This is a genomic window from Corynebacterium sp. CNJ-954 (genome assembly GCF_001942345.1).
In the GTDB taxonomy this organism is placed as follows: Bacteria; Actinomycetota; Actinomycetes; order Mycobacteriales; family Mycobacteriaceae; genus Corynebacterium.
The window spans coordinates 175,405-189,103 of record NZ_MKKI01000044.1; the positions used below are offsets into that span (position 1 = coordinate 175,405).

General features: G+C 66.6%; 14 protein-coding genes. 12 read left to right on the top strand and 2 right to left on the bottom strand.

Annotated features, from left to right (window positions below; genetic code table 11):
- Positions 1-33 precede the first annotated feature (33 nt).
- The 4 genes from BJF89_RS15960 to BJF89_RS15975 are packed head-to-tail and all read left to right on the top strand — an operon-like array spanning position 34 to position 3,647.
- The gene (locus tag BJF89_RS15960) at positions 34-1,830 is read left to right on the top strand and encodes a penicillin-binding transpeptidase domain-containing protein (protein ID WP_075816048.1); all 1,797 of its coding nucleotides are present in this window, start codon (positions 34-36) and stop codon (positions 1,828-1,830) included.
- Positions 1,831-1,850: 20 nt separating this feature from the next.
- Entirely contained in the window at positions 1,851-2,336 is a 486-nt protein-coding gene (locus tag BJF89_RS15965) for an META domain-containing protein (RefSeq protein ID WP_255372703.1), read from the top strand.
- Positions 2,336-2,782 (top strand): META domain-containing protein, encoded by a 447-nt coding sequence (locus BJF89_RS15970; protein WP_075816050.1) that lies wholly within the window; start codon positions 2,336-2,338, stop codon positions 2,780-2,782. Before BJF89_RS15965 ends, BJF89_RS15970 begins: the two co-directional genes overlap by 1 nt.
- Positions 2,769-3,647 carry an HAD family hydrolase gene (locus BJF89_RS15975; protein ID WP_255372704.1) on the top strand — a complete coding sequence of 293 codons (879 nt, stop codon included), beginning with the start codon at positions 2,769-2,771 and terminating at the stop codon, positions 3,645-3,647. Before BJF89_RS15970 ends, BJF89_RS15975 begins: the two co-directional genes overlap by 14 nt.
- Here BJF89_RS15975 and BJF89_RS15980 read toward each other — a convergent pair.
- Complete coding sequence (locus BJF89_RS15980) at positions 3,610-5,055, bottom strand: PLP-dependent aminotransferase family protein (protein WP_075816051.1); 1,446 nt, start codon at positions 5,053-5,055, stop codon at positions 3,610-3,612. The genes BJF89_RS15975 and BJF89_RS15980 overlap by 38 nt on opposite strands.
- On the opposite strand from BJF89_RS15980, the gene BJF89_RS15985 reads away from it, so the two are divergent.
- Positions 5,054-6,022 (top strand): DMT family transporter, encoded by a 969-nt coding sequence (locus BJF89_RS15985; protein ID WP_075816052.1) that lies wholly within the window; start codon positions 5,054-5,056, stop codon positions 6,020-6,022. The genes BJF89_RS15980 and BJF89_RS15985 overlap by 2 nt on opposite strands.
- The gene (locus BJF89_RS15990) at positions 6,019-7,263 is read left to right on the top strand and encodes a pyridoxal phosphate-dependent aminotransferase (protein WP_255372705.1); all 1,245 of its coding nucleotides are present in this window, start codon (positions 6,019-6,021) and stop codon (positions 7,261-7,263) included. The genes BJF89_RS15985 and BJF89_RS15990 overlap by 4 nt, the downstream gene beginning before the upstream one ends.
- 25 nt (positions 7,264-7,288) lie before the next feature.
- Here BJF89_RS15990 and BJF89_RS15995 read toward each other — a convergent pair whose 3' ends face one another.
- Positions 7,289-8,263, bottom strand: a complete 975-nt coding sequence (locus tag BJF89_RS15995) for a GlxA family transcriptional regulator (RefSeq protein ID WP_075816054.1) — start codon at positions 8,261-8,263, stop codon at positions 7,289-7,291.
- A 53-nt stretch (positions 8,264-8,316) separates the two neighbouring features.
- On the opposite strand from BJF89_RS15995, the gene BJF89_RS16000 reads away from it, so the two are divergent.
- From BJF89_RS16000 to BJF89_RS16020, 6 genes are all read left to right on the top strand, one after another.
- Positions 8,317-8,775: a nuclear transport factor 2 family protein gene (locus BJF89_RS16000; RefSeq protein ID WP_075816055.1), complete on the top strand. Its 459-nt coding sequence runs from the start codon at positions 8,317-8,319 to the stop codon at positions 8,773-8,775.
- Entirely contained in the window at positions 8,769-9,095 is a 327-nt protein-coding gene (locus BJF89_RS19765) for a DJ-1/PfpI family protein (protein ID WP_255372706.1), read from the top strand. Before BJF89_RS16000 ends, BJF89_RS19765 begins: the two co-directional genes overlap by 7 nt.
- Positions 9,092-9,427: a DJ-1/PfpI family protein gene (locus tag BJF89_RS19770; protein WP_255372707.1), complete on the top strand. Its 336-nt coding sequence runs from the start codon at positions 9,092-9,094 to the stop codon at positions 9,425-9,427. The genes BJF89_RS19765 and BJF89_RS19770 overlap by 4 nt, the downstream gene beginning before the upstream one ends.
- Positions 9,428-9,756: 329 nt before the next feature.
- On the top strand, positions 9,757-10,560 hold the full coding sequence (locus BJF89_RS16010) for a hydroxymethylpyrimidine/phosphomethylpyrimidine kinase (RefSeq protein WP_075816122.1): 804 nt from the start codon (positions 9,757-9,759) through the stop codon (positions 10,558-10,560).
- Positions 10,561-10,610: 50 nt separating this feature from the next.
- A complete protein-coding gene (locus tag BJF89_RS16015) occupies positions 10,611-11,615 on the top strand; it encodes an FUSC family protein (protein ID WP_075816056.1) in 1,005 nt (334 codons plus the stop codon).
- 214 nt (positions 11,616-11,829) lie between these two features.
- Positions 11,830-13,686, top strand: a complete 1,857-nt coding sequence (locus BJF89_RS16020) for a BCCT family transporter (protein ID WP_255372712.1) — start codon at positions 11,830-11,832, stop codon at positions 13,684-13,686.
- Positions 13,687-13,699: the final 13 nt, after the last annotated feature.

Sequence of the window (13,699 nt, forward strand, 5' to 3'; positions counted from 1 at the left end):
CATCCGTGGGCCCGGAACGGTGAACTTGGACCCATGAGAACTCCCGCCCGTCGTACCTGTCTGCCCGCGGCAGGGGCCCTCCTGTCCACCGCTGTCCTGCTCGGCGGGTGTTCGGCGCCGTGGAGCGACTCCCCCACCGACGAGTTCATCAACATGGTCAACGAGGGTGACTGGGCCGGTGCCGCCACACAGACCGACGACCCCGACACCGCGGAGCGCTATCTCGCCGAGCTGGACGACTCCACCGGTGACACCTCCGTACACCTGGACGTTGAGGACGGTACGACGACAACGACCTGGACCGTCCCGTCGGGCGACGAGGTCACCTCCGAGGGAGCGCTGTCCACGACGGACGGTGACGGCGACCCGGTCACGTGGAACCCACGGATCTTCGCCTCGGCGCTGACCCCCGAAACCACGGTGTCCTACTCCGACGACCGCACCTACGACCTTCCCGTCCTCGACGCCCGTAACGACACACAGATGTCGTGGACCACGGTGACGGTTTTCTCGGCGAGCGCCACCGACGAGATGGCACCGGAACAGCAGGCCTCCGCCATTGCCGACGCGGCCCGTCCGGCGATCAACGACATCGACGCCGGCGAGATTGCCGCGCAGATCACCGACGCCGGCGGGGACGCGACCACGTTGTTCTCACTCCGGCCCGAGGACGCCGAGAAGGTCACAGGGGCCCTCGACGACATCGCCGGGGTGAGCTCACGGGAAGAGGGGCGCCTGTTGTCCTCCGACGGAACGTCGTCCCCGGTTGACGGTGATGTGCGTGCGTACTGGGAGAAACGTCTCGATGAGACGGCCGGGTGGACGCTGACCACCACCGGTGACGAGGAGCAGGGCCTCGAGGGTGAGATTCTGGGACAGGAGAAGCCTGAAAGCTCCGATCCGATCCGGACGACCATGGACATGGGGGTCCAGGCCGCCGCGCAACGGGCCCTGGACTCAGAAGACCGCGCTGCGTCGATCGTGGCACTCAACGCCTCCACCGGGGGCCTCGTCGCCTCCGCCCAGAACGCCGCGGCAGATCGCCAAGGCACCCCCGCGATGACCGGCCAGTTCCCTCCCGGCTCCACGTTCAAGACGGTGACCACCGCCGCAGCGCTCGGCCGGGGGACGGTCAGTCCGGACGAGGAGGTCGAGTGCCCCGCCAGTGTCGACGTCGACGGCAGGGTCATTCCCAATGACAATGACTTCGACCTGGGGACCGTGCCGATGCACACCGCCTTCGCCGAGTCCTGCAACACCACCCAGGCGTTGATTTCCCGCGGTCTCGAACCGTCGGACCTCAAGGACACCGCGGCCCGCCTGGGACTGGGGGTCGACTTCGATGCGCCCGGGATGACGAGCATGACCGGCTCCGTCCCCGTCACCGAGCCCGGGGCCGCGCGGGTCGAGTCGGCGATCGGCCAGGGCGAGGTACTGGCGTCTCCGTTCGGCCTGGCGCTCATGGAGGCATCGGTCGCCCATGACGGCAGGATGGTCACCCCGTCGGTGATCCAGGGTGAAGAGACGACCAGCGACCTGGAGGACGCGGCCCCCGACCCCCTCGATCCTGACGTGGTCGGGGCCCTGCGGTCGATGATGCGCGAAGCGGTCACCTCCGGCACAGCCTCCTCGCTCAGCGACATCGACGGATTGGGCGGGAAGACCGGTACCGCCGAAATCGGCGACGGCGACGCCCACGGGTGGTTCGTCGGCAGTGTCGGTGACCTCGCATTCTGCGTGTTCATCGAGGGTGCCGACTCCTCTGGACCGGCTGTCGAGATGGCGGGCGACTTCCTGCGCGACGACGCCATGGACGAGATCACCGGCTAACACCCCGATAGCCCGGGGCGATGGAACAGATAACAGAAGCGAGTCTCACCGACCCCACCAAGGAGTGGAACGTCATGACCCTCACCCGCAAAGTTCTCACCGGAGCAGTCGCTGCGCTGGCCGTCGTCGGACTGGCCGGCACCCCGACCGCTGCCGCGCAGCCGGAGCTCCCTGGGTCGTCCCTACCCTCGCTCCCCTCTCTGTCCTCCCTTCCTGCAGTTCCGTTCACGGGCACCTGGGTTGACGCGAACCCGACCGGTGGTGCGAAGGTCACGTTCGACCACGGGCGGATCTCCGGGACGGACGGATGCAACGGCGTCGGTTCGTCGTACACGGTCAACGGCAATGTCGCCGACGTCGATCCTTTCCTCTCCACGATGATGGCGTGCACCGGACCGTGGAGCCAGTGGCTGCAGGGGGTGTCCACCATCCACCACTACGGCGCGGTACTGGTGGTCCACGGTGACGACGGTGGCGTCCTCGGCGTCCTGCGTCCGGCCTTCTGATGCGGGCAGGACGCCCGGCCACGGCGCTTGCTGCGGTCCTGCTCGCCGTGGGACTGACGGCCTGCGGCGGTTCCGATGATCCCGACCCACCCCCGACAACGGAGGCCAGCACCGTGCCCGACACATCACCCGACTCACCGACCGACTTCACCGGCACCTGGGTGGATCCCGAGGGGAAAGGCTACCTGAGCTTCGACGGCGACGGCGGCATCACCGGCAGTGACGCCTGCAACGGCATCACCACGACCTATTCCGTCGACGGTGCTACCGCGACGGTGGAGCCGTTCCCCACCACGATGATGGCCTGCGGGGACGGCTGGTCGCAGTGGCTCCTCGGGGTGAGCACCGTGGAACTGGGCGACGGAGCGCTCACCGTGCTCGGACGCGACGGTGAGGAGCTCGGCACCCTCGTCCCCGGTACCGTGCCCGGCGGTGAGCCGGAATGACACCGGCATGACGCCCGTCCGGCTGATCGCCACCGACCTGGACAATACGCTGCTGCGGAGCGACAAGACCGTCAGTGCCCGCACCGTCGCCGCTCTCGAGACGGCGCGTTCGGCCGGTGTCCGGATCATCCCTGCCACGGCCCGCAACGTCCGCGGGGTCGTGGCGGTCAACGCGCGTACTGGTTTCTCGGACTGGGCTGTCTGCGGCAACGGTGCCTGTGGTGTCCACCTGGGCAGCGGCGAGGTGCTTTTCTCCGTCGAGACCGCACCGGTGTCCCTTGCGCAGGTGGTCGAGACCGTGCGTGGCCGCTTCCCCGGTGCCCGTTTCGCCGCCGTCCGGGATCTCGGCGCCCGCTTCGTCGCCGAAAGCGGGTACGCCGAGCTGGCGTCCACCTCGGATCACAGCCGTGACCCGGCGTCCATGGAACGGGCGGATGCCGGGGAACTCGTCGCGGCGCCGGCGGGCAAACTGGTGTTCCGTCACCCGTCGATCCCTGCTGAGGACCTGTTCGCCGCTGTGTCCGACGAGGTGGGCAGACTCGGAGGAGTGGAGGTCACACTGTCTGGCGCGCCGTTCGTGGAGGTGATGGCTGCCGGGGTGTCCAAGGCCGCCGGACTGGCCCGGTTGTGCTCCCACCTGGGGATCGCCCCGCAGGAGGTGCTGGCCCTCGGCGACGGGTTGAATGACATCGACATGCTGCAGTGGGCAGGTCGGGGGGTGGCGGTCGCCAATGCAGATCCGGCAGTCCTCGCCATCGCCGACGAGATCACCGCGGGTGCGGACGATGACGGGGTCGCGGAGGTACTCGAGCAGGTCAGCAAACACCTCAACAACAGCGTGACAGGACCTCGGCGACTGTCCTGACCGCCGGGTCGAACCGCCCGGGGTCGGGTCCGGCGAAATTGAGCCGGACGAACTTTCCGGTGGGTTCCGCGGGGAACAGGCCGTCGCCGGAGGCGATCATCACCCCGGCGCGTTCGCAGTCGATGACCAGCCGGTGCAGATCGGTCGTGTCGGGCAACCGCACCCACAGGTTCAGTCCCCCGCCGGGCACCCCGCAGAGCACTGCGTCCGGAAGATGGGTGTGGACGGCGTCGACCAGGAGATCGCGTCGGGAGCGCAGCTGGCCCCGTAACGACGCCCGGTGGGTCCGCCATGCCGGTTGACTGACGACATCCAGGGCTGCCGACTGGAGCAGTGAGCTGACGTACATTGCCGATGCAGTGACATTGGCGCGGATCCGTTCACCCACAGGTCCCCGGGCGACGACGGCGCCCACCCGTAACGCCGGGGAGACGCTCTTGGTCAGGGAGCGCAGGTAGACCACCCTCCCCGCATCGTCCTGGGCCGCCAGCGGCGCCGGCTCGGGGTCGTCGCCCATACCGAAATCACGGGCCCAGTCGTCTTCGATGAGGAAGGCTCCGTGACGGGCGAGAACGTCGGTGATCTCGCGGCGTCGGGACGGTGACCAGGTGACCCCGGTGGGGTTGGCGTAACGCGGTTGGGCGTAGAAGGCGCGGGCACCGGTGCGGGCGAGTGTCCTGCCGAGTTCAACGGGGTCCGGGCCATCGTCACCGCCCACCGCCGGAACCAGCCGGACCCCGGATTCACCGGCGGCGAGGATTGCGCCCCAGTAGGTGGGTGACTCGATGACCACCGGGTCTCCGGGTGCGGCGACTGCGCGGAAAATCGCCGCGAGGCCGGACTGGGTACCGGGAAGGACGGTGACATCGGCGGCTGCGGCCGGTGGCGTCCCGGCAGGGGCGTACTGGCCGAGTTCGTGTGCGAACCATTGACGGAGTTCCGGGATCCCGGCGCGCGGGGCCGCCGTGACCGCGGCGTCGCTCCGTGCGGCGCGGGCCAGGGACTGACGTACGAGTTTCTCCGGTAACAGCCTGCGGTCGGGGTAACCGTTGTGCAGACTGACGGCATCTTCGGGGGTGGGGCGCAGTGGTCCGTCCTCACTGCCACCGGGGGCGGCTGTCGTCGCTCCGACAGAGGTGGCGGCACCGAGCGCACCGGCCTGCCAGGAGTAGTCGGCGGGGTGGAGTCGACGACCGGACGACCCTGCGGCGACGAAGGTGCCGACGCCGGGCCGGGTCTCCACCAGGCCTTCGGCAGTCAGGGCGCGCAGGGCCGACTGGACGGTTCCCGGACCGACCCCGTGGTCGCGGACGAGCGCCCGGGTGGAGGGCAGTGTGGTTCCGGCCGTGCGGCCCTCGATCCACTGCCGGAGTTCCGCCACCAGCCGGGCACTGCTACTCTGAGACATGAAGGTTAATAGTAGCGCTACTGGTGATAACGGTCCACCGATACTGCCGTCGGGACTGTGGTGGGGAGCGCTCGGCGTCTTCGCCTTCTCTCTTACGGTCCCGCTCACCCGGGTCGCTGTCACCGGTGGACTCTCCCCGGTGTTCACCGGCACCGGACGGGCCGTCATCGCCGGGCTGCTCGCCGCCCTCCTGCTCCTGGTCGCCGGACGCCACCGCCGACGTCCGCGGGCCCACCAGTGGTGGCGGCTCTGCCTGGTCACCGGCGGCGTGGTCATCGGATTCCCCGTGTGCACCTCCCTGGCGTTGCAGGACGTCCCGGCCGCCCACGGTGCCGTGGTCATCGCGGCGCTGCCTGCAGCCACCGCTGCCGTCACGGTCCTGCGTACCGGCGAACGTGCCGGAGCCCGTTTCTGGTGTGCCGCCGTTCTCGGAGCTGCCGCGGCCGCGGCAGCCGGCATCCTCCACGGCGGCAACGGTGCCGGAGGGGGTCTCCATACCGCGGACCTCCTTCTCCTCACCGCCGTCATCACCGGTGCTGTCGGGTACGCGGAAGGAGGCCTGCTCTCACGGGACCTCGGGTCCTGGCAGACCATCTGCTGGGCTCTGGTGCTGGGACTGCCGGTGATGACGGTCCTCGCCGCCGCAAGCGCGCCGGGTTCCGCGGCCGCCTGGTCTGCGGTCGACGCCGACGCCTGGGCGGCCTTCGGCTATCTCAGCCTGGTGAGCATGTTCCTGGGGTTCTTCGCCTGGTACCGCGGACTCGCACTCGGTCCCATGCTCCAGGTCAGTCAGGTGCAGCTGATTCAACCGCTGCTCAGCATCGCCTGGGCCGCCCTCCTGCTGAAAGAACATGTCACTCTGCCCACCCTGTTCAGTGGACTGCTCGTCATCGCCTGTGCGACAACCGCCGTACGCGCACGTAACACACCGCCCCGATTTCACCCCGTCTTGGAGGAAACACCGTGAACCACACCAGAAAGACCGTCCGTCAGTCCTCGAAGCTCCGCAACGTCCTCTACGAGATCCGCGGCCCCGTCGCTGCCCGTGCCGCAAAGATGGAACGCTCCGGGATAGACGTCCTGAAGCTCAACATCGGCAACCCGCAACCCTTCGGCTTCACCGCGCCCCCGCTGATCACCGCGGAGATGTCACGGACGCTGTCCGACTCCCACGGGTACTCGGACTCCCACGGCATCCCCGCTGCGCTGGATGCGGTGGCCGCACGCTACGCCGCGGTCCCGGGCTTCTCCGAGCTACGACGGGAAGACGTCTACCTCGGCAACGGTGTCAGTGAACTGATCACCATGACCTGCCAGGCCCTCGTCGACAACGGTGACGAGATCCTCATCCCCGCACCCGACTACCCGTTGTGGACCGCAATGGTCACCCTCGCCGGCGGCTCCCCCGTGCATTACACCTGCGATGAGCATGACGGCTGGAACCCGGACCTGAGTGACATGGAGTCCCGCATCACCGACCGCACTACGGCGGTCGTGGTGATCAACCCGAACAATCCCACCGGTGCGGTCTATCCACGGCACATCCTGGAGGGCATCGCCGACATCGCCCGGCGGCACAGCCTCACGCTGCTGGTGGACGAGATCTACGACGAGATCACCTATGACGGAACAGCCCACACCCACCTCGCCGCCGTCGCCCCGGACGTACTGACACTGTCGTACTCCGGACTGTCGAAGAGCAGCCGTCTGGCCGGCTACCGCGCCGGGTGGATGGTGGTGACCGGCCCGAAGGACCACGCCACGGACTTCCTGCACGGGCTGGACCTCATGGCGTCAACACGCCTGTGCCCTAATGTCCCCGGACAGCACGCAGTGGTGGCTGCGCTTGGTGGCAGTGGACGTGGCGCCGACCACTCCATTGCAGACCTCACCGGGTCGGATGGACGGCTCACCCGGCAGCGGGATGTGGTGGACACTGCGTTGAACAGCATGGACGGCGTGAGCTGCGTGACCCCGCGTGGCGCACTGTACGCCTTCCCACGGCTCGACCCGGACGTCCATGACATCCGGGACGACGAACAATTCGTCATGGACCTGCTGGAACGCGAGCACATCCTGCTGGTCCACGGCACCGGCTTCAACTGGCCGACCCCGGATCACCTGCGCATCGTCCTGCTGCCGGAGGAAGAAGTACTGGCCACAGCGATGGAACGGCTCGGTAACTTTCTGGGCGACTACCGGCAGTAGGTTCAGATGGTCCGGGCCGGTCGTGTCACGTCGCCCGGCGGAAACTACGTCGGTATGACGTGGGGGTGACTCCTACCTGAGCAAACACGTGTCGACGCATGTTCGTCGCCGAACCGAGCCCGGTTCGTCGGGCGATGGCATCGACGGTGAGGTCACTGACCTCAAGGAGCCGTCGAGCCTCTGTCACGCGTTGGCGGTTGAGCCACGCGGCGGGCGACTCCCCGAACTCGCCCGTGAACCGTCGCTGGAAATGCCGCAAGGACATCCCCGCCTCGCTGGCGCAGTCGGCGACAGTCAACGGTTCAGCCAGATGCTCGGTCATCCATTGGACCACCGGTGCCAAACCCACACCCGGTTTCGGGGTCGGATGCTCAATGAACTGGGCCTGACCGCCGGTCCGGTGCGGTGCCACCACCATCCTCCGCGCGATACGCGCAGCAACGTCCTCTCCCATGTCACAGCGCACCAGGTGCAGACAAAGATCGATTCCGGCAGCAACACCGGCGCTGGTGGCGATGTCGCCGTGGTCGATGTACAGGACTCCGGGATCGACCGTGACCGCCGGGTAGCTGCTCCGCAGTTCCCCGGTACGACACCAGTGTGTGGTCGCAGACCGGCCATCGAGTAGACCCGCAGCAGCAAGCGCAAATGCACCGGTGCAGATCGACACGACCCGAACCCCGCCCTCCGGAGCGCGTCGCAGCAGGTCGAGCACTCGCTTCATCGCCGGATCAGCAATATCGAGGTGACTGTTGAATCCCGGGACGATCACGGTGTCCGCGTGCAAGATCTCCTCCGGACCTGCAACATCCCCGATGGTGAAGCCGGTGGAACTCGACACCTCTCCAGGAACGGCCCCACTGACCGTGACCTGGTATTCGTCCTCGCCGCGGAACCCGAAAACCTGCGCCGCGGTCGACAGATCGAAGGCGACAACCTCAGGAAAAGCGAGGATCACCACCCGATGTGCACGGGATTGCTGGCGTGAACTGTTCGACACAGGTCATTTATGCCACTCACCCGCGTCGAAGTCCACACCGTAGCGTGAACCGTATGACATCCGAGACAAAAGACCTGGTGAGGCCACCGCTGCCTCCCTTCACGCGAGAGAATGCAGTCGCCAAGGTGCAGGCCGCTGAAGACGCATGGAATTCCCGCGATCCGGAGCGTGTGGCACTGGCTTACACACCTGACACCAACTGGCGGAACCGGAGTGAAAACATCGTCGGCCGTGGTGCGGTCATCCGCTTTCTCACCGAGAAATGGAACCGGGAGCTGGATTACCGGCTCCGCAAGAATCTCTGGGCGTTCGACGGTAACAGGATCGCCGTGCGATTCCAGTACGAGTGGCACGACCGCGACGGTCAGTGGTGGCGGTCCTACGGGAATGAACTGTGGGAGTTCAACACTCACGGCCTGATGCGGCAACGCGAGGCCAGTATTAACGATCTCGCTATCGTCGAAACCGACCTGCGAGTGACACCGGGAGAAGGGGTGGTCCCGACATGGTGAATCCGGTCAAAACCGCACCGCGGATAACGGTGACGGTGATCCTCTACGAGGGATTCGAGATCCTCGATGCCTTCGGCCCGGTCGAACTGTTCGGTCATGTTCCGGGGTGGACGGTGGAATTCGCAGGAGTTTCCGCAAAGCGCCTGGTCCGCAGTGTACAGGGCGCGCAGGTACAGACGGATGTGAGCTTCACCGATCTACGGGACAGGCAGGGTGGCATCGACGTTGTCATGGTCCCCGGAGGCGTGGGTAACCGCACGTTGATCCATGACTCAGGTTTCTCGGCGATATCGCCGCGATCTGCCGACGCGCCTCGGTGATCACCTCGGTGTGCACCGGCGCCGCCGTGCTCGCCGCCGCTGGCGTCCTGGATGGACAGCGGGCGACATCGAACAAGAAAGCGTGGGCCTGGGTCACGTCCCAGAGAGAACAGGTCGACTGGGTTCCGCAGGCACGATGGGTCGTCGATCACGCGTCCGGAAGACCGGTCTGGACGTCCTCCGGCGTGGCAGCGGGCCTGGACATGGCACACGCACTGATTGCTGTGCTGGCGGGTGCATCTATAGCCGATGAGATCGCAGACAATATCGAGTTAGAGGTTCATCGGGATCCCGCCTGGGACCCGTTCGCCGCCGTGCACGGCACCCTCTGACCAGCCGCGTCGGCCTCGCTCGGCCCCTTTTGCCAGGTCTTCGAGCAGCTTCCCGGAAACGATCGACTCGTCGACTAGGACGGCACGGCCACGCCGTCAGTGGCGCTTCCATCACAGCAGTCGGAGCACCACGGGCGGAACCGACGGAAACCGAACCCGTCACGATGCCCCAGTCACCGCGGGTCGGCCAGTTATCGCACTACTTAAGCAGCGTATAAACATACGACCAGGTCATCCGTGTAAATTAGTATCTTATGGGGTGCGACGTTTGTTCGCGCTGCGAAACCCATGCTGCCGTGCACGAGGAACCGTCCCTTACCATGGGCTCCATGAACACACCTCCCATCGCATTCGTCATCGCCGGCTCCGAGGCCACCGGCGGCGCCGGCATCCAGGTCGACCTGAAGACTTTCCAGCAACTGGGCGTCTACGGTGTCGGTGCGCTGAGCTGCATCGTCGCCTTCGACCCGAACAACAACTGGGGCCACCGCTTCCACCCGGTGGATCCCGACATCATCGCCGAGCAGTTCGAGGCGGCTCTGGCCACCCATCCGGCCGAGGCGATGAACACCGCGAAGGTCGGGATGCTCGGAACCCCGCAGACCATCGACATCGTCGCCGAGAAACTCGCCGAGCGCAGCTGGAAGAACCTCGTCGTCGACCCCGTCCTGATCTGCAAGGGCCAGGAACCCGGCGCGGCACTGGACACCGACAACGCCCTGCGGGAGAAGATCCTGCCGCTGGCGACCGTGGTAACTCCGAACGCCTTCGAGTCCCAGACGCTGTCCGGTATGGAGAGCATCGAGACCGTCGAGGATCTCGAAGAAGCCGCCCGTCGCATTGGCGAGCATGTCCCCTACGTCCTGGCCAAGGGCGGAGTCGAGCTTCCCGGCGCCGACGCCGTCGACGTGCTGTGGGACGGCGAGAAGATCACCCGCTTCAGCGCCCCGAAGATCGGGCAGCAACGGGTCTCCGGTGCAGGCTGCACCGTCGCCGCCGCGCTGACCGCCGAGTTGGCCAAGGGGACGGATCTCGTCGAAGCCGTCCAGAAGTCCAAGGACCTGGTCACCTGCGGCATCGAGCACCGCGTCACCGCCAACACCCCCTTCGACACCGTGTGGCAGGGGGCTTGAACCACCCGCTACGGCCGTCACGTGTCTCGGTCAAGGCGACCGCCCGGAGCATGCTCACCGTCGCACCGGGCAACAGGGATCTCGTGCCGGCGGTCCGTGTGGCGCTGTCGTTGGCGGTACCGGTCGTCGTCCTGCTGCTCACCGACCGGATCGAATGGTCGTTGTTCGCCTCATTCGGAGCATTCACCTCGATCTACGGCCGGTACACCCCGCCCCGCACCCGGGTGCGTCAGCAGGTCCTCGTCGGTGCCATGCTCACCGCGTGCGTGGGGCTCGGGGCGCTGATCGCCCAGCTGGCGTTGAACTGGGCTGACGCGACCCATGCCATCGTCACCGTCGTGGTCGGGGCTCTCGTCGCCGCGGTGACAGCGACGGTGATCATGGTGCGCGACCTGAAACCCTCCGGCGCGGTGTTCACCGTTTTCGCCACCACCGCCGTCGCCTCAGCGCCGGTCACCGCGGCACCGTGGGTCGCCCTGGCCATCGCCGCGGCGTCGGCGTCCTGGTGCATCCTGCTGAGCTACCTGTCGCGGTGGACCGGCGAAGCCAACACCGGGGCCCACGTCCCTTCACCCCCGACGTTTCCCCGAGCTGAGAGAGCCCGGCAGTTCAGCCGCTACGGTGTCGCCGCACTGCTCGGCGGGGCCGTCGCATCATTCACCGGCATCGCCTCGCCGTACTGGGCCCAGGTTGCCGCCGTCGTCCCTCTCTCTGCGCCGCGGCACCGCCAGCAGGTGGAGCGTGGGCTGCACCGCATCATCGGCACGGTCCTGGGCGTCGGTGTGGCAGCCTTCCTCCTGTCCTTCCCCAGCCAACCGTGGCAGATCATCGTCTGGGTCGTGGTGATGCAGTTCCTCGCTGAGCTTTTCGTCCTGCGGAACTACTCCCTGGCGCTGGTGTTCATCACGCCGCTGGCACTGCTCATGGTCTTCCTCGCTCATCCGCAACCTGTCGGGATGCTACTGGGGGCCCGTATCGCCGAGACGGTGATCGGGTCGGTGGTCGGCATCGCCGTGGTCCTGTTCTCCGTGGCGATCGTGCGGCGGACTCGCTGAACGGACTCTTCCACGTTTCCGGTGGACGTCACGTAACATGACCCGGCGAACTGACACCTACCCCGTCCGGCACCACTGCCCAGCAACCCCGGTCGGAGAACGGAAAGACTCCGTGCCGGAATCCCCGGAACCCACGTCGCCCGACGGGTATACGCCCGTGGTCGACTCCCCCACCCCTTCTCCTTCGTCAGAGACGGGGCGTTACCCGGACGACATGCACCCGGGGCTCGTCCCGGGCATCAGCGTCGACGACCAGCGTAACCGCTTCGGGCTGGACAAGGTGGTCTTCTTCATCACCGCGGCGCTCATCCTCTCTTTCATCGCCTGGGGTGTGACCAGCCCGTCATCGGTATCCAACGTGTCGTCGACGATGTTCGCCTGGGCAATCAAGAACGTCGGCTGGCTGCTCAACGTGGTGATGGTCTCCGCCGTCGTCCTCATGCTCTACCTGGCGTTCTCGCGGTTCGGGCGGATCAAACTGGGGACCGACGATGAGGAGCCGGAGTTCTCACGGTTCGCCTGGATCGCCATGATGTTCGGTGCCGGCCTCGGGGTGGGCATCTTCTTCTTCGGTCCCTCCGAGCCCTTGACCTACTACATGGACCCGCCGCCGCACACCACCGATCCGGAGACCCCCGAAGCGCTGCACCGTGGCCTGGCGCAGGCCCACTTCCACTGGGGCCTGGCCATCTGGGGGCTCTACGCCATGGTCGGCGGGGCCCTGGCCTACAGCTCCTACCGCCGCGGGCGGGTCTCCCTGTTCAGCTCAGCGTTCCGCTCCCTGTTCGGGGAACGACAGAGCTCCGGTATCGCGGGCAAGCTCGTGGACATGATGGCGATCATCGCCACCCTCTTCGGCACCGCCGCGACCCTGGGGCTTTCCGCACTGCAGATCAGCGAAGGCATCCAGATCGTCTCGGGCGCCTCGCGCATCACCAACACAGTGTTGATCATGATCATCGCCGTGCTGACCCTCTGTTTCATCCTCAGCGCCGTATCAGGTGCCGCCCGCGGCATCCGGTACCTGTCGAACCTCAACATCAGCCTGACCCTCGGTCTGGTGTTGTTCACGTTCATCCTCGGTCCGACACTGTTCCTGCTGAACCTGGTGCCCTCGGGCATCATGGCCTACGCCGACAATATGCTCGACATGATGAGCCGGTCGCTGTCCTGGGGTGATGACACGCTGGAGTTCCAGTCGGTGTGGACCGCCTTCTACTGGGCCTGGTGGATCGCATGGACACCGTTCGTCGGCTTGTTCATCGCCAGGATCTCCCGTGGTCGGACGATCCGTGAATTCGCACTGGTGACGACCCTGGCGCCGACGTTCATCCTTATCCTCGCCTTCACGATCTTCGGCGGTACCGCGATCAGTTTCTTCCGGGACGGTCGAGAGGGTGTCGACGGCGACTCCTCGCCCGAGCAGGTGCTGTTCGCCCTGTTCGACAATCTGCCGTTGAGCTCGATCACCCCCTTCATCATCGTCTTCGTCCTGGCGGTGTTCTTCATCACCTCGGCAGACTCCGCGTCCCTGGTGATGGGCACACTGTCCGAACGGGGCAACCCTTCCCCGCGGAAACTCGTCATCGTCTTCTGGGGCCTGTGCATGATGGGCATCGCCGTGGTCATGCTGCTCACCGGTGGGGAGACCGCACTGACGGGTCTGCAGAACCTGACGATCCTCATCGCCATCCCGTTCTCTGTGGTGCTCATCGTCCTCGCAGTGGCTTTCGTGAAGGACCTCTCCACCGACCCTGCCGCCATCCGGCGCGACTATGCACGCTCCGCCATCCAGAACGCCGTGGTCAAGGGCATGCAGGAGCACGGAGACGACTTCGAGATCTCCGTCGCACGGACCGAAGACGGCGCGGGTGCGGGAGCACACTTCGACTCCACTGCGGACAGGGTCACTGACTGGTACCGCCGCACCGACGAGGACGGCAACGACGTCGGCTACGACTACGGCTCCGGAGAATGGGCCGACGGGTGGACACCGGACAGGCGTGCCGATGACATCGGCGACGAGGACGCGGACGGCGATCCGGCGACCCCGGAACGTAACCGGGACTAGCCTGTCCGGTCCG